The sequence below is a fragment of the Paracoccus fistulariae genome, from assembly GCF_028553785.1.
Classification (GTDB): domain Bacteria; phylum Pseudomonadota; class Alphaproteobacteria; order Rhodobacterales; family Rhodobacteraceae; genus Paracoccus; species Paracoccus fistulariae.
This window is the reverse complement of record NZ_CP067136.1, coordinates 73,432-95,019: the sequence shown is the minus strand read 5'-3', so window position 1 is coordinate 95,019 and position 21,588 is coordinate 73,432. Positions and strand designations below refer to the sequence as shown.

Here is a 21,588-nt window from a genome sequence, read left to right as displayed (position 1 = left end):
TCACGACATGCAGAATACGCTTGCTCATCTGATCTTTTCTCACCGCCGCTTGCCAAGCCATGCGCGATAGCTGCGATTGCGATGCAGGGTCCGGATCTGGTCGGACAGCACGGCGCCAACAGGCCAGACCCGCCGGGGCGATTTCCCCGCCCCCATACGGCGCAGCTGCGCCCGCGCCATGGCCATCGTCGCCAGACTGGCCAGCGCCCGTTTCTTCCATTGGACCGAGGGCACGGTGACGACCTTTTCACCCCCGCGCCATGCATTCGGCAGATCGGGATCATAGGCCAGCGCCTGCCCGATCCCGACCATCGCGACGCCCTCGCGGCCCTCCTCGGGCGCCAGGGCTTCGGCAGCGGTCGCGCGGCGGCGGATGCCGCCCGTGACCATGATCGGCATGGCGGCCTCGGCCACGATATCGCGGGCGAAATCGACGAAATAGGCCTCTCGGGCGCGGGTGCTGGCATGGGCGGGGCGGCCATGCATGGCGGGGCTTTCATAGCTGCCGCCCGAAATCTCGACCAGATCGACGGCCTCGTCATTCAGCAGCCGCACCACCGCCACGGCATCCGCCGCGTCAAAACCGCCCTTCTGGAAATCCGCCGAATTCAGCTTCACGCCGACCCCGAAATCCGCGGCGACGCGGGCACGCACGGCACGCAGGATCCGGATCAGAATCCGCGCCCGGTTTTCCAGCGATCCGCCCCATTGATCCTCGCGCCTGTTGGTGCGCGGCGACAGGAACTGGCTGAGAAGATAGCCATGGGCGGCATGGATTTGCACGCCGTCGAAGCCCGCCTTCTGCGCCAGCTCTGCCGTTTCGGCGAATTGGGCGATGACGCGCTGGATATCCTCTTCGGTCATGGCGCGGGGCCGGGCAAACAGCCCCGACGCGCCCTCAAGCTCGACCGGGATGGCCGAGGGGGCAATGGCCGTCGGATTGGCCGCGACAAAGACCTGTCGGCCGGGATGGTTGATCTGCATCCACATCCGCGCGCCCTGGGCCTTGCCCGCGCGCGCCCATTGGCGAAAAGGCTCTAACGGCTGGGTCGCGTCCAGGATGACACCGGCAGGACCGGTCACCGCATCGGCGGCGACCATGACATTGCCGGTCAGCAGCATTCCCGCACCGCCCGCGCCCCATTTCTGATAAAGGCGCTGCATCGCCTGACCCGGCAGGTGATTTTCATCCGCCATATTCTCTTCCATCGCCGCCTTGGCGATGCGGTTGGGAATGACCTGACCGCTGGGCAGGGTCAGGGGGGAAAACAGCAGTGAAGACATGGAAATATCGTACATTCTTGCAATCCTTGTGATCGGCCTGCTGAGGATATAGGGTTTGAACCTATGTTTAAGGTCAAGGGGCCCGCCGATGAAAATTGGAGAAATTGCGACAGCCGCAGGGGTGACCACCTCTCGCATCCGGTTTTACGAACGTCAGGGCATCATTCCGTCGGCCGAGCGTGGGGTGAACGGCTATCGCGACTATGCGCCCGATCTGATCGCGCTGCTGCGCTTCATCGAGCAGGCGCAGGGCCTTGGCTTTTCACTGAAAGAGATCGCCAGCATCGAGATCCGGACCGGCGAGCATATCGTATCCTGCACAGATGCGCTGGCGATGCTGGCCGAAAAGCACAAAAGCATCACCGCCCTGATCGCCGAAGCCAGGGACCGCAAGGCGCGGATCGAGGCATTGATGGCCGAGTTGCAGCGCAACAAGGACGCGGCGGACAGCGCGATCTAAAGGCGGTGAAGCCGACGGAACGCGCCGCCGGCTTCCTGTCGGATCAGCTGCGGATAAACTCCAGCAGATCCTTGTTGATGGTCTCTGCCTCGGTCGTCGGCATGCCATGCGGGAAGCCCGGATAGGTCTTCAGCACGCAGTTCTGCAGCAGATCGGCCGATTTCCGGCCCGAAATCTCGAAGGGGACGACCTGATCGTCCAGACCGTGCATGACCATCATCGGGGTGGTGATCGACTTCAGATCCTCGCGGAAATCGGTCTGCGAAAAGGCCACGATGCTGTCGTAATGCGCCTTGGCGCCGCCCATCATGCCCTGACGCCACCAGTTCAGGATCACCGGCTCGGACGGCTCTGCCCCGTCGCGGTTATAGCCATAGAACGGGCCTGCGGGCACGTCGTGGAAGAACTGCGCGCGGTTTTCGGCGGTGTTCTTCTGGAAGTCGTCGAAAACCGATTTGTCGATCCCATCGGGATTGTCGTAGGTCTTCACCATCAGCGGCGGCACGGCGCTGATCAGCACGCCCTTGGCCACCTTGTCCTCGGGGTGCCGGGCGATATAGCGCGCCACGACACCGCCGCCGGTCGAATGGCCGACATGCACCGCGCCCTGCACGCCCAGATGCCTGACCACGGCGGCGGTGTCATCGGCGTAATGGTCCATGTCATGCCCGTCCCAGACCTGCTGGGAACGGCCATGGCCGCGGCGATCGGTGGCGACGACGCGGAAACCCTGGCCAAGGAAGAACATCATCTGGGCGTCCCAGTCATCGGCGCTCAGCGGCCAGCCGTGATGGAAAAAGATGACCGGAGCGTCTTTCGGGCCCCAGTCCTTGTAATAGATTTCGACGCCATCGTCGGTGGTAACATAGCCCATTGGTGACTCCTTTATTCACGTGTCATTCGTTGTGTCGCGCGGGCCTTATGCCGTGATTGCGGCGGGATGCGCCGGCGCCACCGTGATCGGGTCAGGGCATCCGTTTGTCCAACAGATCCCCGATGGTCGCCCGATCATCAGTCTTTGCTGATCGTTTCCCGCCCTCAACCATGACGTGATTCGAGCGAACAGCGCGAAACATAAGGGTGAAGCATGGTTCAGGGTCAAGCGACCCGAAGCGCTAAATTTGCAGATTCTGAAAAATCCTGCCGGGCGGCGATGAGGGCTCGTTTCCGACCGGCGGATCCTGCGTCAGTTGTCGCCGGAATTGCTGCCGCGCCGTGGCTTTGGCAGGTAATCGGCTGCATCGGGGATCAGCAGCGACAGCATCCGCGCTGCATTGGCCGCGCAATCCATCCCCTCGGGCCGGGTCGAGAAAGCCTGCCGGAGGGCCATGATGCGGGCCTTGCTGTCCGCAAGCCGGGCCTCTTGCGCCGCGATCTGGGCCAGCTTGTCCTCCAGCATCGCGGAGAGGCGGTCGTGATCCCAGCTGACGACATCCGGCGGCACAAGGATGCGGATCTCTTCAAGGCTGAACCCGGCCACCTGCGCGGCAAGGATCAGCTTCAGCGCAAGCACCGATTCCGGCGGATAGGCGCGATAGCCATTGGGCATGCGATAGACGGATTTCAGCAGGCCGATCCGCTCGTAATAGCGGATGCGCGAAATCGACAGCCCCGTCTGGCTTGCCAGTTCACCGATCTTCATCCTGCCCCCAGAGCGACGTGTCAAAGCCGAGAACCTACGCGCCGCAAGATCTGCCGTCGAGCCGCGAACACGGCGCAAGCCCCCGCGTGGCGGAAAGGTGAGACCGCTGGGCGGGTTCGGGCCCGGCCACCGATCACATTTGCTTTACCTGCGACGAATCAGCGCAGGTAAGGGCGCGATTGGCCCGCGCATGTGCGGATTAAAAATATTCACAAATAAATTCAATAAACTAACTAGATCATCGCGGATTTATTAACCAGTTTCCGGGCCCTTTTGACTTTCATCAAGGCGCCGGATTTCAGGGCGTGTTTTGTGCAGGTCAATATCCGCGACAGGATTCCGTTGCGGAAGCCAGCGTAGTGGGAGAACGATATGCCAGCGCAGATCACACCCGACCCGGCGGCCCAAAGCCGCGCCCTTTGGCTTAGCACATTCGCCTTTACTCTGTGCTTCGCGGTCTGGACCATCTTTTCAATCATCGGATTGGAGATCAAACAGCAACTCGGCCTGTCCGAGTTCCAATACGGCCTGCTGATCGCAACCCCGATCCTGACCGGATCGCTGTCGCGCTTCATCCTTGGCGTCTGGACCGAACGCTATGGCGGGCGGCTGGTCTTTGCCCTGCAGATGATCCTGACGGCGGCGGCCACATGGGCGCTGATCTGGGCCGACAGCTATGCAACCTTCCTGCTGGCCGCGCTTGGCGTGGGGCTTGCGGGCGGGTCCTTCATCGTCGGCGTCGCCTATGTGTCGAAATGGTTTCCGCCGGAAAGGCAGGGAACCGCGCTTGGCATCTTTGGCATGGGCAATGTCGGCGCGGCGGTGACGAAATTCCTGGCGCCCTTTGTGCTGGTCGCCTGGGGATGGCAAAGCGTCGCGCAGATCTGGGCGGTGGCCATCGGCCTGATGGGGCTGGTGTTCTTTCTGGTCGCGCGGGACGATCCGGCCTTTCGCGCAAGGCGTGAACAGGGCCTGCCCGCCCCGTCGCTGGCCGAGCAGTTTGCCCCGCTGAAGAACCTGCAGGTCTGGCGCTTTTCGCTGTATTACTTTTTCGTCTTCGGCGGCTTTGTCGCGCTGGCGCTGTGGCTGCCGCATTACCTGACCGATGTTTACGGCGTCGATGTCCGGGTGGCGGGGATCTGCGCGGCGGTCTTCAGCCTGGCGGCCAGCGTCTTCCGTGCCTATGGCGGCGTGCTGTCGGATCGGTTCGGCGCCCGCGCGGTCATGTACTGGACGCTGGGCTTTTCGGGGCTGCTGCTGTTCATGCTGTCCTATCCGCCGACGGATTACGTGATCCACGGCCGTAACGGTCCGATCTCTTTCTCGACGCAGATGGGGCTTGTGCCCTTCGTCATCACGCTGTTCGCGCTTGGGTTCTTCATGAGCCTGGGCAAGGCGGCGGTGTTCAAGCACATCCCCGTCTATTATCCCAACCATGTCGGCGCGGTCGGCGGGCTTGTGGGCATGATCGGCGGTCTGGGCGGGTTCATCCTGCCCATCGTCTTTGGCGGCCTGCTGGATCTGACGGGGATCTATACCTCTTGCTTCGTGCTGCTTCTGGTCATCGTCGTCGTGTCGATGGGCTGGATGCACCTGTCGATCCGCAATATGGAGCGCAAGGCCCATGGCACGGCGCTGGACAATCTGCCCAGCTTCCCCGAGCTTGCCGAGGTCCATGACCCCGCCCGTACCGCCATGCCGCACACGCTGGAGGAATGGCACCCCGAGGATCCGCAATTCTGGCAACAAAAGGGCCGCAAGATCGCGCGGCGCAACCTGTGGATCTCGATCCCGGCGCTGCTGTTCGCCTTTTCGGTCTGGATGGTCTGGTCGATGGTGGTGGCCAAGCTGCCGCTGATCGGTTTCGACTTCTCGACCGATCAGCTGTTCTGGCTGGCCGCCCTGCCCGGCCTGTCCGGCGCGACGCTGCGGATCTTTTACAGCTTCATGGTGCCGATCTTCGGGGGCCGGTTGTGGACGACGATCTCGACCGCGTCGCTGATGATCCCGGCCCTTGGCATCGGCTATGCCGTCCAGAACCCTGAAACGCCCTATATGATCTTCCTGATCCTGGCGCTGCTTTGCGGCTTCGGGGGCGGGAACTTCGCCTCATCCATGGCCAATATCGCCTATTTCTTCCCGAAATCGGAAAAAGGGAACGCGCTGGCCATGAATGCGGGTCTGGGCAATCTGGGCGTCTCGCTGATGCAGTTTCTGGTGCCCATCGTGATCACCGCAGGCGTCTTTGGCGCCATGGGCGGCGCGCCCGAGACGTTGCAGGATGGCGGCGAATTGTGGTTGCAGAATGCGGGCTTCATCTGGGTGCCCTTCATTCTGGTCTCGACCGCGGCGGCATGGTTCGGGATGAACGATATCGCCGATGCCCGCGCCAGCTTCAGCGAGCAGGCGATCATCTTCACCCGCAAGCATAACTGGCTGATGTGCCTGCTTTATACCGGCACCTTCGGCAGCTTCATCGGCTTTTCCGCCGGCTTCCCGCTGCTGATCAATCTGGCCTTCCCCAGCGTGAATGCGCAGAACTTCGTGTTCATCGGCCCCTTCCTTGGCGCGCTCAGCCGGGCCGGGACGGGCTGGATCAGCGACCGGTTCGGCGGCGGGCGGGTCACCTTCTGGACCTTCATCGGCATGATGATCGCGACCTTCTGCGTCATCACCGCGCTTGGCGCAGGCAGCTTTATCGGCTTCTTCGCGGGCTTCATGGCGCTGTTCTTCCTGACCGGCGTGGGCAATGCCTCGACCTTCCAGATGATCCCCACGATCATGTCGAAAGAGGTTCCGCGCCTGATGCCCGACCTGACGGGCGAGGCGCTGCGCAAGCAATCGGAACGCGAAAGCGCGGCGATCATCGCCTTTACCTCGGCCATCGCGGCCTATGGCGCCTTCTTCATCCCGATGGCCTATGGCACCTCGATCACCATGACCGGATCGCCGGTCGGCGCCTTGTGGGGCTTTGTGATCTTCTATGCGCTCTGCATTGCCGTGACCTGGTTCTACTACACGCGGCGCGGCGGGCTTCTGCACGATGTGGAAAACCGCCGCCTGCCCCCCGCCCCGACATCTCAACCTGCCTGACACCCTGACGGAGACAGCAACATGAGCCATCTTCTGGATCGCCTGAATTTCCTGAAATCCAACCGAAAGGACGTCTTTGCCGAGGGCTATGGCCAGACCACCACGGAAAGCCGTGACTGGGAGGACACATATCGTTCGCGCTGGCGCCATGACAAGATCGTGCGCTCGACCCACGGGGTGAACTGCACCGGGTCCTGTTCGTGGAAGATCTATGTCAAATCCGGCATCGTGACCTGGGAAACGCAGCAGACGGATTATCCGCGCACCCGGCCCGATCTTCCCAATCACGAACCGCGCGGCTGCGCGCGGGGTGCCTCCTACAGCTGGTATCTGTATTCCGCCAACCGGGTAAAGACGCCACTGATCCGCGGGCGGCTGATGAAGCTGTGGCGCGAAAAGCGCCGCAGCATGTCGCCGGTTCAGGCATGGGCCGCGATCCAGAACGACCCCGAGGCGCGGGCCAGCTATACCCGCATTCGCGGCAAGGGCGGCTTTGTGCGCGCAAGCTGGGCCGAAGCGACCGAGATGGTGGCCGCCGCCAATGCCTATACCGCCAAGACATATGGGCCCGACCGGGTCTTCGGCTTCTCGCCCATCCCGGCGATGTCGATGATTTCCTATGCGGCGGGCACCCGCTATCTGTCGCTGCTGGGCGGCACCTGCATGTCCTTCTATGACTGGTATTGCGACCTGCCGCCCGCCAGCCCGCAGACCTGGGGCGAACAGACCGATGTGCCGGAATCGGCGGATTGGTATAATGCGGGCTATCTGATCCTCTGGGGTTCGAACGTGCCACAGACCCGGACGCCCGATGCGCATTTCTATACCGAGGTACGTTACAAAGGCACGAAATCCGCTGTCATCTGCCCCGATTATTCCGAGGCCGCGAAGTTCAGCGATATCTGGCTGCATGCCAAGCAGGGCACCGACGCGGCACTTGGCATGGCCTTCGGCCATGTAATCCTGCGCGAATTCCATCTGGACCGTCAGGTCCCCTATTTCGAGGATTACTGCCGCCGCTATTCCGACATGCCGATGCTGGTCCGTCTGGATCATGTCGGCGACCGGATCGTGCCGGGCAAACAGCTGCGCGCCTCGGATCTGTCCGACGGCATGGGCCAGAAGATCAACCCGGAATGGAAGACCATCGCGATTGACGATGACAGCGGCAATCTGGTCGTCCCCAACGGCTCGATCGGGTTCCGCTGGGGCGAAGAGGCCGGGCGCTGGAACCTTGAGGCCAAGGCCAGTGGGGCCGAGACGCAGCTGCGGATGAGCCTGCTGCTGGATGAGGATCACGACGAGGTCGTGCCGGTCGATTTCCCCTATTTCGGCGGCGCGGCCAGCAACGGGTTCGAGGTCGATGACCGCGGCGATATCCTGACCCGCCACGTGCCCGCGCGTCGGGTGACGCTGGCCGACGGGACCGAGGCGCTGGTGGCGACGGTCTTTGACCTGCTCTGCGCCAATTACAGTCTGGATCGTGGCCTGGGCGGCGAAAATGTCGCCACGGATTACGATTCCGATGTCCCCTTCACCCCCGCCTGGGCCGAACGGATCACCGGCGTGTCGCGCGACAAGATCATTCAGGTCGCCCGCGAATTCGCCACCAATGCCGAAAAGACGAATGGCCGCTCGATGGTCATTATCGGGGCGGGGATGAACCACTGGTTCAACATGGATATGAACTATCGCGCGGTCATCAACATGCTGGTGATGTGCGGTTGCGTCGGCAAATCCGGCGGCGGCTGGTCGCATTATGTCGGGCAGGAAAAGCTGCGCCCGCAAACGGGCTGGACCGCGCTGGCCTTTGCGCTGGACTGGGCGCGTCCGCCCCGGCACATGAACTCGACCAGCGCCTGGTACGCCCATACCGATCAGTGGCGCTATGAGACCGTCACCGCGTCCGAAATCCTGTCGCCCACCGCACCGCGCGGCGATTGGACCGAGTTGAGCCTGATCGACTATAACGTGCGGGCCGAACGCATGGGCTGGCTGCCCTCGGCCCCGCAGCTCAGGACCAACCCGCTGAAGGTCGGCCGCGCCGCGAAGGATGCCGGGATCGAGGTCAAGGATTACGTCGCCCAGCGGCTGAAATCGGGGGAATTGCAGATGTCCTGCGAAGATCCCGACGCGCCGGAAAACTGGCCGCGAAACCTGTTCGTCTGGCGCTCGAACCTGCTGGGATCCTCGGGCAAGGGGCATGAATATTTCCTCAAACACCTGCTGGGCACCGATCACGGCGTGCAGGGCAAGGATCTGGGTCAGCAGGGGCGCCGCAAACCGGTCGAGGTCGCCTGGCACCAGGATGCGCCGGAAGGCAAGCTGGACCTGCTGGTGACCATCGATTTCCGCATGTCCACCACGGCGGTCTATGCCGATATCGTGCTGCCGACCGCGTCCTGGTACGAAAAGGACGACATGAACACCTCGGACATGCATCCGTTCATCCACCCGCTGCAGGCGGCGGTCGATCCGGCCTATGAATCGAAATCCGACTGGGAGATCTTCAAATCCATCGCCCAGAAATTCTCGGAAATCTCGCCCGAGGTTCTGGGCGTCGAAACCGATGTGGTGCAACTGCCGCTGCAGCATGACAGCCCCGGCGAGATCGCGCAGATGGATGTGCGCGACTGGAAGCGGGGGCAATGCGATCTGCTGCCCGGCAAGACCGCGCCCGCCTATATCGCCGTCGAACGCGACTATCCCAACCTTTACCGCCGCTTCACCTCGCTTGGGCCGCTCATGGAAAAGCTGGGCAATGGCGGCAAGGGGATCAGCTGGAACACCGAAACCGAGGTGCATCACCTGAAGGCGCTGAACGGGACGGTGACCGAGGACGGGCCGACCAAGGGCAATGCCCGGATCGACACCGCCATCGACGCCGCCGAGGTGGTGCTGATGCTGGCCCCCGAAACCAACGGAGAGGTCGCGGTCAAGGCATGGAAGGCCCTGACCAAGGCCACGGGCCGCGACCATGCGCATCTGGCCGAGGTCAAGGAGGACGAAAAGATCCGCTTCCGCGACATTGCCGCCCAGCCGCGCAAGATCATCAGCTCTCCCACCTGGTCGGGCATCGAAAGCGAAGAGGTCTGCTATAATGCCGGCTGGACCAATGTGAATGAGTTGATCCCCTGGCGCACCCTGTCGGGCCGACAGCAGCTGTATCAGGATCACGAATGGATGCGCGCCTTTGGCGAGGCTTTCGTGACCTGGCGCCCGCCGGTCGATCTGAAAACCGTGGGCGAGGATGCGACGCGGTCGCTGCAGGCGGGTGAAAAGCATGTCGTGCTGAACTTCATCACCCCGCACCAGAAATGGGGCATCCATTCGACCTATTCCGACAACCTGCTGATGCTGACGCTGAACCGGGGCGGCCCGGTCGTCTGGATGTCAGAAACTGACGCCAGAAAAGCCGGGCTGGCCGATAATGACTGGGTCGAGGTCTTTAACAGCAATGGCGTCATCACCGCCCGCGCCGTGGTCAGCCAGCGGATGAAGGAAGGCACGCTGTTCATGTATCACGCGCAGGAAAAGATCGTGAACACGCCCGGCAGCCAGATCACCGGCAACCGTGGCGGCATCCACAACTCGGTCACCCGCACGATCCTGAAGCCGACCCATATGATCGGCGGCTATGCGCAGCTGTCCTATGGCTTCAACTATTACGGCACGGTCGGGTCGAACCGCGACGAATTCGTCATCGTCCGCAAGATGAACAAGATCGACTGGCTTGATCAGACGGATGAAGCCGCGTCAGCCACCCCAAGCCCGGAGGCAGCAGAATGAAAGTACGCGCACAAATCGGCATGGTCCTGAACCTGGACAAATGCATTGGCTGTCACACCTGTTCGGTCACCTGCAAGAATGTCTGGACCTCTCGGGAAGGGGTCGAATACGCCTGGTTCAACAATGTCGAAACCAAGCCCGGCATCGGCTATCCCAAGGACTGGGAAAACCAGAAGCGCTGGAAGGGCGGCTGGACCCGCACCAGCGCGGGCCATCTGCAACCCAAACAGGGCGGCAAATGGCGCATTCTGGCCAATATCTTTGCCAATCCCGACCTGCCGGAAATCGACGATTTCTACGAGCCCTTCACCTTCGATTACGACCACCTGAAATCCGCGCCCGAGGGCAAGGCCTTTCCAACGGCCCGCCCGCGTTCGCTGGTCTCGGGCGAGCGGATCGAGAAGATCGAATGGGGCCCGAACTGGGAAGAGATCCTGGGCGGCGAATTCGAAAAACGCTCTCAGGATTACAACTTCGAAGGCGTGCAGAAAGAGATCTACGGAGAATATGAAAACACCTTCATGATGTATCTGCCGCGCCTGTGCGAACACTGCCTGAACCCGGCCTGTGTCGCCTCTTGCCCCTCGGGCGCGATCTACAAGCGCGAGGATGACGGCGTCGTGCTGATCGATCAGGACAAGTGCCGAGGCTGGCGGATGTGCGTCTCGGGCTGTCCCTACAAGAAGATCTATTACAACTGGTCGACCGGCAAATCCGAGAAATGCGTGCTGTGCTATCCGCGTCTGGAAAGCGGGCAGCCGACGGTCTGTTCGGAAACCTGCGTGGGGCGGATCCGCTATCTTGGGGTGATGCTGTACGATGCGGACCGGATCGAAGAGGCCGCCGGCGTCGAGGATGAACAGCAGCTTTACGATGCGCAGATGGGCATCTTTCTGGACCCGAACGATCCCGAGGTGATCGCCGCCGCCCGCGCCGAGGGCGTGCCGGAAGACTGGATCACCGGGGCGCAGAATTCGCCCATCTGGAAGATGGCGATGGAATGGAAGATCGCCTTCCCGCTGCATCCCGAATACCGCACCCTGCCGATGGTCTGGTATGTGCCGCCGCTGTCGCCCATCCAGAACGCGGCCGAGGCGGGCCGGATCGCCGCGCAGGACGACATGCCCGACATCCGCAGCCTGCGCATTCCGCTGCGCTATCTGGCCAATATGCTGACCGCCGGGGATGAGGCGCCCGTGGCGCTGGCGCTGGAACGGATGATGGCGATGCGCTCCTATATGCGGGCCAAATCCATCGACGGCGTCATCAATCTTGGCGCCGCGCAGCGCGTCGGACTGACCCCGCTGCAGATCGATCAGATGTATGAGCTGCTGGCCATCGCCAATTACGAAGACCGCTTTGTCATCCCGACGACGCATCGCGAACTGGTCGAGGACGCCTATGACCTGCGCGGCGGCTGCGGCTTTACCGATGGGCATGGCTGTTCCTCGGGCGATGGCGGCTCGCTGTTCGGGAACAAGAAATTCCGCAGTCCGCAGGAGTTTCTGGCATGAAAAGTTTCAAGGCGCTCTCTGCCCTTCTCAGCTATCCCTCGGCCGAGCTTTGCGCGGCCATCCCCCAGATCCGCGACGTGCTGCATCAGGAAGGGCTGATCGGCCCGCGCCGCCTGGCCGAGCTTGACACGTTGCTGCATCAGCTTGCCGATCGCGATCTGTACGAATTGCAGGAACGCTATGTGCTGCTGTTCGATCGCTCGCGCACGCTGTCGCTGAACCTGTTCGAGCATATTCACGGCGAAAGCCGCGACCGGGGCGGGGCGATGGTCGATCTGCTGGAAACCTATCGCGCGGGCGGCTTTGACCTGGCCGGTCCGGAACTGCCCGATCATCTGCCGGTGCTGCTGGAATACCTGTCCACCCGCCCCCTGCCCGAGGCCCGCGCCATTCTGGCCGATGCCGCCCATATCATCGCCGCGCTGGCCGAACGCCTGCACCGGCGCGAGGCGGCCTATGCGGCGGTGATGACCACGCTGGTCGCGCTGTCCGAAGCCGATGCCGAGCCGCCCGCCGAACTGGCCGGGATCCCCGATGACGACCCCGAGGATCTGGCCGCGCTGGATGCCGTCTGGGAGGAAGCCCAGGTCACCTTCGGCCCCGACCCGAATGCCGGCTGCCCCGTCAGCCGCGATCTTCTTGCCCGTATGGACGCGCGCTAGCCCGCCCTGAACGCCAGAAAGGATAAGTTATGGAATTCTTCATCTTTCAGGTCCTGCCCTATGTGGCGCTGACCGTCATGTTTCTGGGCTCGATCATCCGTTACGAGCGCGATCCCTTTACCTGGAAATCGAAATCCAGCCAGCTTCTGGCCCGCCGCCAGCTGGTGATCGGTTCGGTGCTGTTCCATGTCGGCATCATCATCATCTTCTTCGGCCATCTGGTCGGGATGCTGACGCCGATCCAGGTTTTCGACTTCCTGCATATCGGCCATGGCTTCAAACAGGTGATGGCCATTGTCATCGGCGGCATTGCCGGGCTGATGGCGATTGCGGGTGGGCTGATCCTTCTGCATCGCAGGCTGTTCAACCCGCGCGTCCGGGCGATTTCCAGCTTTGCCGATATCGCCATCCTCGTGCTGCTGAATGTCCAGCTTCTGCTGGGGCTGGCCACGATCATCGTGTCGATGCAGCATCTGGATGGCGAAGAAATGGTCAAGTTCATGCAATGGGCCAATGCGATCATGCTGTTCCGGCCCGATGCCTGGCTTAGCGTTCAGGATGTCCACTGGCTGTTCAAGCTGCATATCCTGCTGGGCCTGACGATCTTCATGCTGGTGCCCTTCACGCGGCTTGTGCATATGGCCTCGGCCCCGATCCGCTATCTGTGGCGACCCGGCTATCAGATCGTGCGCAGCAAGCGTCACGATCCCGAAGACAGCCCCGCCCCGCAACATCCGGCCGAATAGGTGCGCCATGCAGATCAAACCCCTTCTGCCCCCGATCATCGTCAACGGCGTCACGCTGGACCCCGCCCGCATCGCGGCCGAGGCGCAGAACCATCCTGCCCCCAAGGGCAAGCCCGGCGCGGCGTGGAAAGCCGCCGCCCGTGCGCTGGCCATCCGGGAATTGCTGCTGCAAGAGGTCGCCCGCCGCGACCTTGACGCCACCCCGGCCGAGATCGCGCCCGGCCAGTGGGAAACCGAGGATGAGGCCCGGATCGCCGCGCTGCTGGACGCCGCCATCACCCCCGAGCCCGCCGATGAGGGCCAGCTGCGTGCGCTCTATGACGCCCATCCCGACCGCTTTCGCGCCCCGTCGCTTTATGAGGCGGCGCATATCCTGCTGCCGGTCGCGCCGGATGATCCCAAGGCACGGGCCGAGGCCGAAGACACCGCCCGCTCCCTGATCGCGGACCTGAAGACCGCACCGCAGAAATTCGCCGCGATGGCGGAAGAATACAGCGCCTGTTCGTCGAAAAACGCGGGTGGGGTGCTGGGTCAGCTGAGTTCGGGCGACACGGTGCCGGAATTTGAAGCGGCGCTGTCGCGGATGCAGGAAGACAGCATCGCGGATCAGCCGGTGCGCAGCCGCTATGGCCTGCATGTCGTTCGGCTGGACGCGATGGTCCGGGGCGAGGTGCTGCCCTTCGACACCGTCCTGCCCCGGCTGCGCGAAGCCCATGACAAGGCCGCATGGCTGCGCGCCTGTCACGCCTTCATCGCCGGGCTGATCCGCAAGGCAAAGATCATCGGCCTGACCATCGACACCGACAGCGCCCTTCCCTTTGCCCGGCAGGAGGGATGAGCATGCAGATCGCCTATGTCACGCTTTCGGGTCGCGGCGCCATCGACCGCCTGCTGGCCCAGGCGGTGGGCCAGTTGGAGGCCGCGGGCCTTGCGCTGGCGGGCACGGTGCAGACCAATATCGACCGCGCTGACCGACCGCTCTGCGATATGGACCTGCGGCTTCTGCCCGATGGGCCAGAGGTGCGGATCAGCGTCGATCGCGGCCCCGAGGCCCGGGGCTGTCGGCTGGACGCGGATGCGCTGGAACGCTCGGTCATGTGGACCGAAGCCGCGCTGAGGCGCGCCGATCTGCTGGTCGTCAACAAATTCGGCAAGCAAGAGGCCGAGGGCCGTGGCCTGACAACCGCGATTGCCAAGGCTCTGGAACAGGGCATCCCGGTTCTGGTCGGCGTCAACGGGCTGAACCTGCAACCGTTTCTGGATTTCGCCGGGCAACTGGCCACCCCCCTGCCCGCCAGTGCCGAGGCAATCACCGAATGGTGCCTTGCCGCCTGTCGCGACGCGGCGCGGGATCACATGGCGCAGGCATTCGAGACCGCGCATGGCTGACATGACCATCGCCCGGATCATGCATGTCGCCGCCGTCCTTTTCTGGATCGGCGGCGTCGGCTTTGTCACGCTGGTCATCATGCCCGCGATCCGCGACAGCGCGGCGCAGGGCGACCGGCTGGCCAGCTTTGGCCGGATCGAGCGTCATTTCGCCCCGCAGGCGCGGATCTGGGTGCTGCTGGCCGGGATCAGCGGCTTCTGGATGGTCTGGCGCGGGCAGATGTGGTCGCGTTTTCAGGAACCGGGCTTCTGGTGGATGCATGCCATGCTGCTGGTCTGGCTGATCTTCATGCTGATCCTGTTCGTGATCGAACCCGTTCTGAGACGCATCAGGCGCGGAAAGCCCCAGATCTCACCCCGTGCCTTCCGCGTCGTGATGATCGCGCATCGGGTGCTTCTGACATTGGCCGTGATCGCCCTGATCGGCGCGGTGGGCGGATCGCACGGACTGTTCTGATCCGCCGATGGCATGGCTGCGACATCAGGACGATGGTAAAGCGGCGCGGCGCGGCGTAAGCTGGCCACAGCGCGCCTTTTCCGTATGCCCCTTTCCTGACCGTCCTGCATCCGACCCCACATGTCCGAGACCCTTACCGACAATCAGCGCCAGATCGCGCGGCAATCCCGCTTTCTGGCGACGCTGCCGATAGATATGAGAGAGCCCCTGCTGGACGCCGCACGGGTCGTTCACTTTCAGCGCGGCGAGGCCATCTTCTATCAGGGCGATGAGGCGCACGCGTTGCATATCGTCACCGATGGCTGGGTCAAGCTGTACCGGATCACGCAGAACGGGACCGAGACGGTGGTGCATATCTTCAGCCGGGGTCAGTCCTTTGGTGAGCCGATCGCGCTGCAGCGGTCGGCCTATCCCGTCTCGGCCGAGGCGGCCACCGATTGCCATGTGATCTGCGTGCCCGCCGATGCGCTGTTATCGACGCTGGACGCGCATCCCAAGGTCGCGATTTCGATCATCGCCTCGATGCTGATCCATCTGCAGGGCCTTGTCGAACAGATCGAGCAGTTGAAAGCCCGGTCCGGCACGCAGCGCGTTGCGGGATTTCTGCTGGAACTGTGCCCGCAGGGCGTCGAAAGCGCCGTCGTGACCATGCCCTATGACAAGGCGCTGATCGCGGGACGGCTGGGAATGCAGCCCGAAAGCCTCAGCCGGGCCTTCGGGCGATTGCGGAAATTCGGGGTCGAGATCGACCATAATCAGGCCCGGATCAGCTCTGTCGCCCAGCTGCAGGAAATCGCTTTCGCCGAAAGCTGAGCCGGGCGCGCCGTGTCGGTCCTAATGCTTCAGCCGCGCCGGCTGCAAGGCGGCCCAGCCTTCGCCCCCGTCGATCTCGTCGGCCAGAATTTCCGCCGTGACCGGGCCAAGGGTAAAGCCCTGATGACCATGGCCGAAATGTGCCCACAGGTTCGGCTGATCGGGAACCTTGCCGATCACCGGCAGCATGTCGGGCATGCAGGGGCGGCGGCCGGTCCAGGGTTCGGCCTCGACCGGGGCACCGATGTCGAACAATTCGCGGGCGGCCTCTTCCCCGTGGCGCAGTTGCGGCGGCGCCAGACGCGGATGCGAGGTCAGTTCCGCCGCCGTGGCGATGCGCAAACCGCGCCGCATCGGCGACAGCACGACCGAATTGCCGAAATCCGCAATCGGGTGATTGGGCGGCGTTTCCATGTGGTAATGGCGGTGATAGCCGCGCTTGTAGACCATCGGCACGTTCAGCCCATAGCGCGCCAGCAGCATGGGCGACCAGGGGCCAAGCGCAATGACCGCATGTTCGCCGGTATAGTCATCGGCCCGCCAGCCGTTGCCATCGCGATGCAGATCGCCCGCATCGCCATTCACGATCCGCCCGCCCTGCTTTTCGAACAGATTCGCATAGGCCGCGACAAGCCCGCCCGGATCCGAACAGGCCCAGGCATCGCGCCAATGGGTCGCGCCCTCGACCTCGACCTTGATGGCGGGTTCCAGACCACGCAACTCGGCCCCGTCCATCAGCTTGGCCTCGACGCCGAATTCATCCAGGAAACGCTTGGCCGCGATGCGCGCCTTGGCCATGGCCTTGGGCGTGCGGTGGATCTCGATATAGCCATCGCGGCGGATCAGGTTGTCGGCACCGGCCGCCTGCACCAGCGGCGCGTGGCGTTCCGTCGATTGCCGGATCAGCTTGCCCCAGGTGATCGTCGCCCGACGATGGGCCGAGGGCAGAGAGTTGCGCGCATAGCTGAGAACGGCGCCCACCTGCGACATCAGGCCCGGAATGTTCCAGCGCACGTCATAGCCGCGCCCCAGCGCGATCTGCGCCAGAACCCAGGGCGACAGCGGCATGGCATAGGGTTCGACCGCCTCGGTCTGGATCAGCCCGGCATTGCCATAGCTGGTCTCGCGCCCCGGCGATCCGCGTTCCACAATCGTGACCTGATGCCCACGCGCCTGCAAGGCCAGCCCGGTGCTGACACCAACCATCCCCGCGCCCAGAACCAGAATCTCAGCCATTCCTGCCCCCCTTGGTAAATCGAGGCCACCCTGTGCAGAAATGAACCGCGTCGGGCAAGAATTTTCGGGCATTCTTCGGCGAGTGGCTGAATCTTTGCAAGATTCAACCAAAAAGCTCGCGACAGAAGGTCAATCCTTCGACCAAAGCATCCACTTCCTCGATGGTATTATACATCGCGAAAGAGGCGCGGGCGCTGGCGGTGATTCCATAGAAATCCATCAGTGGCATGGCGCAATGCGATCCGGCACGCACGGCGATGCCGCGCTTGTCCAGAATGGTCGACATGTCATGGGGATGCGCGCCCTGCATGGTCATGGAAAAGATCGCCCCCTTGTCGGGCGCATCGCCCTGAACCTGCAACCAGTTCAGGCTGCGCAGACGGTCGCGGGCGTAATCGCGCAGCTTGCGTTCATGGGCGGCGACATTTTCCATGCCCAGGCCCATCAGATATTCCAGTGCCGCGCCCAGACCGATCTGGTTGACGATGCCGGGGGTGCCTGCTTCGAATTTCAGCGGCGGATCGGCATAGGTGACACCGTCGCGCGACACCGTGCGGATCATGTCACCGCCGCCGATAAAGGGGCGCATCTCGGCCTGACGGTCGCGCCGGATCCAGATCGCGCCCGAGCCCGAGGGGCCATAGAGCTTATGCCCGGTGATGCAGTAGAAATCCACGCCCAGCTCGGCCAGATCCACCGGCATATGCACCGCGCCCTGCGACCCGTCGACCAGCACCGGCACATCGGTGCCCCGCGCCACCGCAGCGACATCGATGATCGTGCCGGTCACATTGGACATCTGCGTCAGGGCAATCAGCTTCGTGCGCGGCCCGACCGCAGCCAGGACCTTTTCCGCGGGCAGGCTGCCATCGGGTTCCGGCTCGACCCATTTCAGCACCACGCCCTGACGTTCACGCAGGAAGTTCCACGGCACGATATTGGCGTGATGTTCCAGAACCGACAGCAGGATCTCATCCCCCGCCTGCAACCGGGGCGCGGCCCAGCCATAGCTGACCAGATTGATCCCCTCGGTCGAGCCGCTGGTAAAGATCACCTCATCCTCATGCGGGGCGTTCAGGAAACGGGCAATGATGCCGCGCACACGCTCGTAATGATCGGTCGCCAGGTTGGACAGGTAATGCAAACCGCGATGGACATTGGCATATTCGCCCTCATAGGCGCGGGTGATGGCGCCGATCACCTGACGCGGCTTCTGGGCGCTGGCGCCGCTGTCCAGATAGACCAGCGGGCGGTTGTTCACCTGCCGAGACAGGATCGGAAAATCGGCGCGGACCTTGTCGATATCAAAGCTCATTGCGGTAACTCCGGCAGCATTCCCAGCATCGCGGCAAGGGGATAAAGCAACAGGCCAAGCGCCAGCAGCGTGCCGAACATGCCAAGCGCCACCTTGCCCGCGCTGCGGAACCCGTGCAGCGCCATGACGAATTGCGCGGTCAGCCAGAAGAACAGCGCGATCACCACGATCCCGGTGATCGAGGCCAGCGCGGGCAGGATCAGCACCATCACCAGATTGATGCATTCGACCGGGATCATCACCGCCTCGATCCAGGTGGTCAGGACCATCGCATCCTCGAACCGGCCCCTGCCGCCGAACAGCCGCCCGACATAGGCCATGGCGCCGGCCGACAGGACAATGGCAAAGATCTGGATCGCCGCCATCATCAGCGGGTTATCCAGCGGCGAGGATCCGGCGGCGACCGCCGTCACCTCGACCGGCATTCGCAGCATCAGGATCGCATTCCACAGAAAGCCCAGCAGGGCCGAGACGACCGCCATCAGCAGCATGGCAATCCAGCGCGCGCCGATGGGGAAATTCTGTCCGATCAGCCATCTGGCCGTGCCCTGCGGGTCACGGAAGGTCGACAGGAACAGCATCTTGAGATCTTCGAAGGTCATTTGCGCCTCGCCAAAGCCGAAAGGCCCGCGCCCCAGATGAACAGAAAGCCCAGGCCGCAGATGACCTGCACCAGCCCAAGCGCCGGGCCCGGCCCGACAAAGCCCGCGACCAGCCCCTGCAACAGCATCGCAGGCGCGACCGCCAGCAAGGCCCAGAACAGCGCCAGCCGCGAATCCGGCCCGCTGATCCGCCAGGGCGTCAGCCGCGACAGGACCGAGACCAGCCAGGCCAGCCCATAGGCGATCAGCGGCATGACGAACATCACCGCCAGCAGCGCGCCGCCAAAGCGCGCCTCGAAGGGGATCGAGGGGTCAAGGGTCGCGGCACGCGAATGCGACGGCATCTGCGCGATCAGAAAGATCAGCATCGCGACCATCAGCAGGACGACCTTCTGCGCCTCGCTCATCGCGGCAAGGCTCCGCACCACAGGGCGCGGCGCCCACCAGCTTTTCAGAACCCGCGGCAGGATCCCCCCCGACACGGCTTACTTTCCCGACCGGTCGGTCAGCCAGGCTTCCAGCCTGCCATTGATCTGGTCGCGCAATTCGTCGCTTTCGACCTCTTCCAGCGCATCGGCCAGGAAGGACAGGACCAGGAAAATGATCGCCCGGTCATGCGGCACCCCGCGAGAGCGCAGATAGAACAGCGCCTCTTCATCGATGGCACCCGTGGTCGAGCCATGCGAGCAGATCACGTCATCGGCATAGATCTCCAGCTCTGGCTTGGCCAGGAACTGGCTGTCCTCGTCCAGAAGCAGCGCCTGACTGATCTGGTAGCCGTCGGTCTTCTGCGCACCCGGCTTGACCAGGATCTTGCCCTGAAACACGCCTTTCGCGCCGTTTTTCAGCACCTTCTTGAACACCTGACGGCTTTCGCAGCGCTCGGCCGCGTGGGTGATGAAGACCGTGTCGTCATGGTGGAACGGACCGACATGACCATCGCCCAGAACCGCCGCCGCGATATGGGCCACGGCGTCGTCGCCGACGATTTCGATCACGCCTTCCTGACGCATGACCGACCCGTTCACCGACAGGGTAAAGGCCTTCAACTGCGCCTCGGCGTGAACGCGCGCAAACAGGTGCGACAGGCCCACGGTCTGATGGTTCGCGCGCTTCGAGGCGATGTAATGCAGCTTCGCACCTTGGGCGACATCGGCCTCGATCAGCCCGTTCGAGCGTGCGCCCGACATGCCGGTTTCCAGAACGGTCACTTCGCTGCCCGGCTCCATCCTGATGACATGGTGCCAGATCGCATCGGCATCGTCAGCCGCGCGGCGATGGGTGATATGCACGGGTTTCGAGGGTTTTCCCGTCACCCGGATCAGCACGCCGTCGCGCGCCGCAACCGTGTTCAGCGCCGCGAAGGGACGCTTGACCGGCACCTGACCCGAGGCTTCCAGAGCGCCATAGATCCCGGCGGCCCAGTGATCGGACCCGGTATCGGCGGCGGAGAGAATCTCGATCTCGACGCCCTCCAGCGACAGATCATCCGAGGCTGCCGCATCGAAGGCGCCGTCCACAAAGACCAGATTCAGCCGGTCCAGATCGGTAAATAGCGGCGAATCCCCGGCCGCCGCATCGACCGCCATCGGCTGAGGCTGCGCGGCGTTGAAGGGTTTCGGGTCGGTATAGCGCCAATATTCATCGCGCGGCGCGGGCAGGCCCATCTGTTGCAGGCGCGACAGCGCATCGCTGCGGGCTGCGGCGGTAAAGCCGCCGTTGGGCAAATCCAGCGCCGACAGCCGCGCGCCAAGCGCATCAGCCGGCTTGGCGGTGCCCGTCACCTGCGGTGTGACCTCTGCGGTCTTCACTGCGCTCTCCGCCATCAGCCGGCCTCCGACAGAAGATCGCCATAGCCCTCTTCTTCGACCTGCAGCGCCAGTTCGGGACCGCCGGTCTTCACGATGCGGCCATTCGACATGATATGGACCACGTCGGGCTGAATATGATTCAGCAGGCGCTGATAATGGGTGATGACCAGAAAGCTGCGATCGGGGCTGCGCAGCGCATTCACGCCGTCCGACACCAGACGCATGGCATCGACATCAAGGCCCGAGTCGGTCTCGTCCATGATGCACATGCGCGGCTCCAGCATGGCCATTTGCAGGATCTCGTTGCGCTTTTTCTCACCGCCCGAGAAACCGACATTCACCGGACGCTTCAGCATCTCGGCATCGATCTTCAGATCGGCGGCCTTGGCGCGCACGACTTTCAGGAATTCGCCGGCCGACAGTTCGTCCTCGCCACGCGCCTTGCGCTGTGCATTCACGGCGGTGCGCAGGAAGGTCATGTTGCCAACGCCCGGAATCTCGACCGGATACTGGAACGCCAGGAACAGCCCGGCGGCGGCGCGTTCCTCGGGCTCCATGTCCAGCAGGTCTTCGCCATCCAGCGCCGCCTCGCCCTCGGTCACCTCATAGCCGTCGCGGCCCGACAGGACATAGGACAGCGTCGATTTGCCCGAGCCGTTGGGCCCCATGATGGCATGCACCTGACCGGCCGGAACCTCCAGCGAAAGACCTTTCAGGATCTGCTTATCCTCGTCCTCAAGTTTGACGTGCAGATTATTGATTTTCAGCATAATTC

19 protein-coding genes are annotated in these 21,588 nt (G+C 63.3%); 10 read left to right on the top strand and 9 right to left on the bottom strand.

Translation table 11 applies throughout. The features are described from left to right. Positions 1 to 39: 39 nt before the first annotated feature. Positions 40 to 1,284, bottom strand: a complete 1,245-nt coding sequence (locus tag JHX87_RS00490) for an NADH:flavin oxidoreductase/NADH oxidase family protein (RefSeq protein ID WP_272833784.1) — start codon at positions 1,282 to 1,284, stop codon at positions 40 to 42. Positions 1,285 to 1,372: 88 nt separating this feature from the next. On the opposite strand from JHX87_RS00490, the gene JHX87_RS00485 reads away from it, so the two are divergent. Further along, complete coding sequence (locus tag JHX87_RS00485; protein ID WP_271884355.1) at positions 1,373 to 1,744, top strand: MerR family transcriptional regulator; 372 nt, start codon at positions 1,373 to 1,375, stop codon at positions 1,742 to 1,744. Positions 1,745 to 1,787: 43 nt separating this feature from the next. Here the strand turns inward: JHX87_RS00485 and JHX87_RS00480 are convergent, their stop codons facing one another. Further along, on the bottom strand, positions 1,788 to 2,618 hold the full coding sequence (locus JHX87_RS00480) for an alpha/beta fold hydrolase (protein ID WP_271884354.1): 831 nt from the start codon (positions 2,616 to 2,618) through the stop codon (positions 1,788 to 1,790). A 312-nt stretch (positions 2,619 to 2,930) separates the two neighbouring features. Continuing rightward, positions 2,931 to 3,386 carry a MerR family transcriptional regulator gene (locus tag JHX87_RS00475; RefSeq protein WP_271884353.1) on the bottom strand — a complete coding sequence of 152 codons (456 nt, stop codon included), beginning with the start codon at positions 3,384 to 3,386 and terminating at the stop codon, positions 2,931 to 2,933. 372 nt (positions 3,387 to 3,758) lie between these two features. Between JHX87_RS00475 and JHX87_RS00470 the strand changes: the two genes are divergently transcribed. From JHX87_RS00470 to JHX87_RS00430, 9 genes are all read left to right on the top strand, one after another. Next, positions 3,759 to 6,479: a nitrate/nitrite transporter gene (locus JHX87_RS00470; protein WP_271884352.1), complete on the top strand. Its 2,721-nt coding sequence runs from the start codon at positions 3,759 to 3,761 to the stop codon at positions 6,477 to 6,479. A 21-nt stretch (positions 6,480 to 6,500) separates the two neighbouring features. Next, entirely contained in the window at positions 6,501 to 10,268 is a 3,768-nt protein-coding gene (locus JHX87_RS00465; RefSeq protein WP_271884351.1) for a nitrate reductase subunit alpha, read from the top strand. Next, a complete protein-coding gene (narH, locus tag JHX87_RS00460; protein WP_271884350.1) occupies positions 10,265 to 11,782 on the top strand; it encodes a nitrate reductase subunit beta in 1,518 nt (505 codons plus the stop codon). The genes JHX87_RS00465 and narH overlap by 4 nt, the downstream gene beginning before the upstream one ends. Continuing rightward, the gene (gene narJ / locus JHX87_RS00455) at positions 11,779 to 12,444 is read left to right on the top strand and encodes a nitrate reductase molybdenum cofactor assembly chaperone (RefSeq protein WP_271884349.1); all 666 of its coding nucleotides are present in this window, start codon (positions 11,779 to 11,781) and stop codon (positions 12,442 to 12,444) included. Before narH ends, narJ begins: the two co-directional genes overlap by 4 nt. A gap of 29 nt (positions 12,445 to 12,473) precedes the next feature. After that, the gene (gene narI / locus JHX87_RS00450; RefSeq protein WP_271884348.1) at positions 12,474 to 13,190 is read left to right on the top strand and encodes a respiratory nitrate reductase subunit gamma; all 717 of its coding nucleotides are present in this window, start codon (positions 12,474 to 12,476) and stop codon (positions 13,188 to 13,190) included. A gap of 7 nt (positions 13,191 to 13,197) precedes the next feature. Beyond that, positions 13,198 to 14,028, top strand: coding sequence for a peptidylprolyl isomerase (locus tag JHX87_RS00445; protein WP_271884347.1), 831 nt, complete (start codon positions 13,198 to 13,200; stop codon positions 14,026 to 14,028). A gap of 2 nt (positions 14,029 to 14,030) precedes the next feature. Further along, complete coding sequence (locus JHX87_RS00440; RefSeq protein WP_271884346.1) at positions 14,031 to 14,579, top strand: DUF2478 domain-containing protein; 549 nt, start codon at positions 14,031 to 14,033, stop codon at positions 14,577 to 14,579. Next, on the top strand, positions 14,572 to 15,036 hold the full coding sequence (locus JHX87_RS00435; RefSeq protein ID WP_271884345.1) for a hypothetical protein: 465 nt from the start codon (positions 14,572 to 14,574) through the stop codon (positions 15,034 to 15,036). The genes JHX87_RS00440 and JHX87_RS00435 overlap by 8 nt, the downstream gene beginning before the upstream one ends. A gap of 120 nt (positions 15,037 to 15,156) precedes the next feature. Continuing rightward, entirely contained in the window at positions 15,157 to 15,849 is a 693-nt protein-coding gene (locus JHX87_RS00430) for a Crp/Fnr family transcriptional regulator (RefSeq protein WP_271884344.1), read from the top strand. 21 nt (positions 15,850 to 15,870) lie between these two features. On the opposite strand, the gene JHX87_RS00425 is transcribed toward JHX87_RS00430, so the two are convergent. The 6 genes from JHX87_RS00425 to sufC form a co-directional block, all read right to left on the bottom strand. Continuing rightward, positions 15,871 to 17,085: an NAD(P)/FAD-dependent oxidoreductase gene (locus tag JHX87_RS00425; protein ID WP_271884343.1), complete on the bottom strand. Its 1,215-nt coding sequence runs from the start codon at positions 17,083 to 17,085 to the stop codon at positions 15,871 to 15,873. Between the two features lie 103 nt (positions 17,086 to 17,188). Further along, positions 17,189 to 18,400 (bottom strand): cysteine desulfurase, encoded by a 1,212-nt coding sequence (locus tag JHX87_RS00420; RefSeq protein ID WP_271884342.1) that lies wholly within the window; start codon positions 18,398 to 18,400, stop codon positions 17,189 to 17,191. After that, positions 18,397 to 19,002, bottom strand: coding sequence for a YIP1 family protein (locus JHX87_RS00415; protein ID WP_271884341.1), 606 nt, complete (start codon positions 19,000 to 19,002; stop codon positions 18,397 to 18,399). Before JHX87_RS00415 ends, JHX87_RS00420 begins: the two co-directional genes overlap by 4 nt. Then, on the bottom strand, positions 18,999 to 19,484 hold the full coding sequence (locus tag JHX87_RS00410; protein WP_271884340.1) for a hypothetical protein: 486 nt from the start codon (positions 19,482 to 19,484) through the stop codon (positions 18,999 to 19,001). The genes JHX87_RS00415 and JHX87_RS00410 overlap by 4 nt, the downstream gene beginning before the upstream one ends. Positions 19,485 to 19,487: 3 nt before the next feature. Then, the gene (locus JHX87_RS00405; RefSeq protein ID WP_271884339.1) at positions 19,488 to 20,828 is read right to left on the bottom strand and encodes a SufB/SufD family protein; all 1,341 of its coding nucleotides are present in this window, start codon (positions 20,826 to 20,828) and stop codon (positions 19,488 to 19,490) included. Further along, positions 20,828 to 21,583: a Fe-S cluster assembly ATPase SufC gene (gene sufC / locus JHX87_RS00400; RefSeq protein WP_271884338.1), complete on the bottom strand. Its 756-nt coding sequence runs from the start codon at positions 21,581 to 21,583 to the stop codon at positions 20,828 to 20,830. The genes JHX87_RS00405 and sufC overlap by 1 nt, the downstream gene beginning before the upstream one ends. Positions 21,584 to 21,588: the final 5 nt, after the last annotated feature.

Coding starts and splice junctions, on each gene's coding strand:
- JHX87_RS00490 (WP_272833784.1), bottom strand. CDS start 1,284: ATGTCTTCACTGCTGTTTTCCCCCCTGACCCTGCCCAGCGGTCAGGTC.
- JHX87_RS00485 (WP_271884355.1), top strand. CDS start 1,373: ATGAAAATTGGAGAAATTGCGACAGCCGCAGGGGTGACCACCTCTCGC.
- JHX87_RS00480 (WP_271884354.1), bottom strand. CDS start 2,618: ATGGGCTATGTTACCACCGACGATGGCGTCGAAATCTATTACAAGGAC.
- JHX87_RS00475 (WP_271884353.1), bottom strand. CDS start 3,386: ATGAAGATCGGTGAACTGGCAAGCCAGACGGGGCTGTCGATTTCGCGC.
- JHX87_RS00470 (WP_271884352.1), top strand. CDS start 3,759: ATGCCAGCGCAGATCACACCCGACCCGGCGGCCCAAAGCCGCGCCCTT.
- JHX87_RS00465 (WP_271884351.1), top strand. CDS start 6,501: ATGAGCCATCTTCTGGATCGCCTGAATTTCCTGAAATCCAACCGAAAG.
- narH (WP_271884350.1), top strand. CDS start 10,265: ATGAAAGTACGCGCACAAATCGGCATGGTCCTGAACCTGGACAAATGC.
- narJ (WP_271884349.1), top strand. CDS start 11,779: ATGAAAAGTTTCAAGGCGCTCTCTGCCCTTCTCAGCTATCCCTCGGCC.
- narI (WP_271884348.1), top strand. CDS start 12,474: ATGGAATTCTTCATCTTTCAGGTCCTGCCCTATGTGGCGCTGACCGTC.
- JHX87_RS00445 (WP_271884347.1), top strand. CDS start 13,198: ATGCAGATCAAACCCCTTCTGCCCCCGATCATCGTCAACGGCGTCACG.
- JHX87_RS00440 (WP_271884346.1), top strand. CDS start 14,031: ATGCAGATCGCCTATGTCACGCTTTCGGGTCGCGGCGCCATCGACCGC.
- JHX87_RS00435 (WP_271884345.1), top strand. CDS start 14,572: ATGGCTGACATGACCATCGCCCGGATCATGCATGTCGCCGCCGTCCTT.
- JHX87_RS00430 (WP_271884344.1), top strand. CDS start 15,157: ATGTCCGAGACCCTTACCGACAATCAGCGCCAGATCGCGCGGCAATCC.
- JHX87_RS00425 (WP_271884343.1), bottom strand. CDS start 17,085: ATGGCTGAGATTCTGGTTCTGGGCGCGGGGATGGTTGGTGTCAGCACC.
- JHX87_RS00420 (WP_271884342.1), bottom strand. CDS start 18,400: ATGAGCTTTGATATCGACAAGGTCCGCGCCGATTTTCCGATCCTGTCT.
- JHX87_RS00415 (WP_271884341.1), bottom strand. CDS start 19,002: ATGACCTTCGAAGATCTCAAGATGCTGTTCCTGTCGACCTTCCGTGAC.
- JHX87_RS00405 (WP_271884339.1), bottom strand. CDS start 20,828: ATGGCGGAGAGCGCAGTGAAGACCGCAGAGGTCACACCGCAGGTGACG.
- sufC (WP_271884338.1), bottom strand. CDS start 21,583: ATGCTGAAAATCAATAATCTGCACGTCAAACTTGAGGACGAGGATAAG.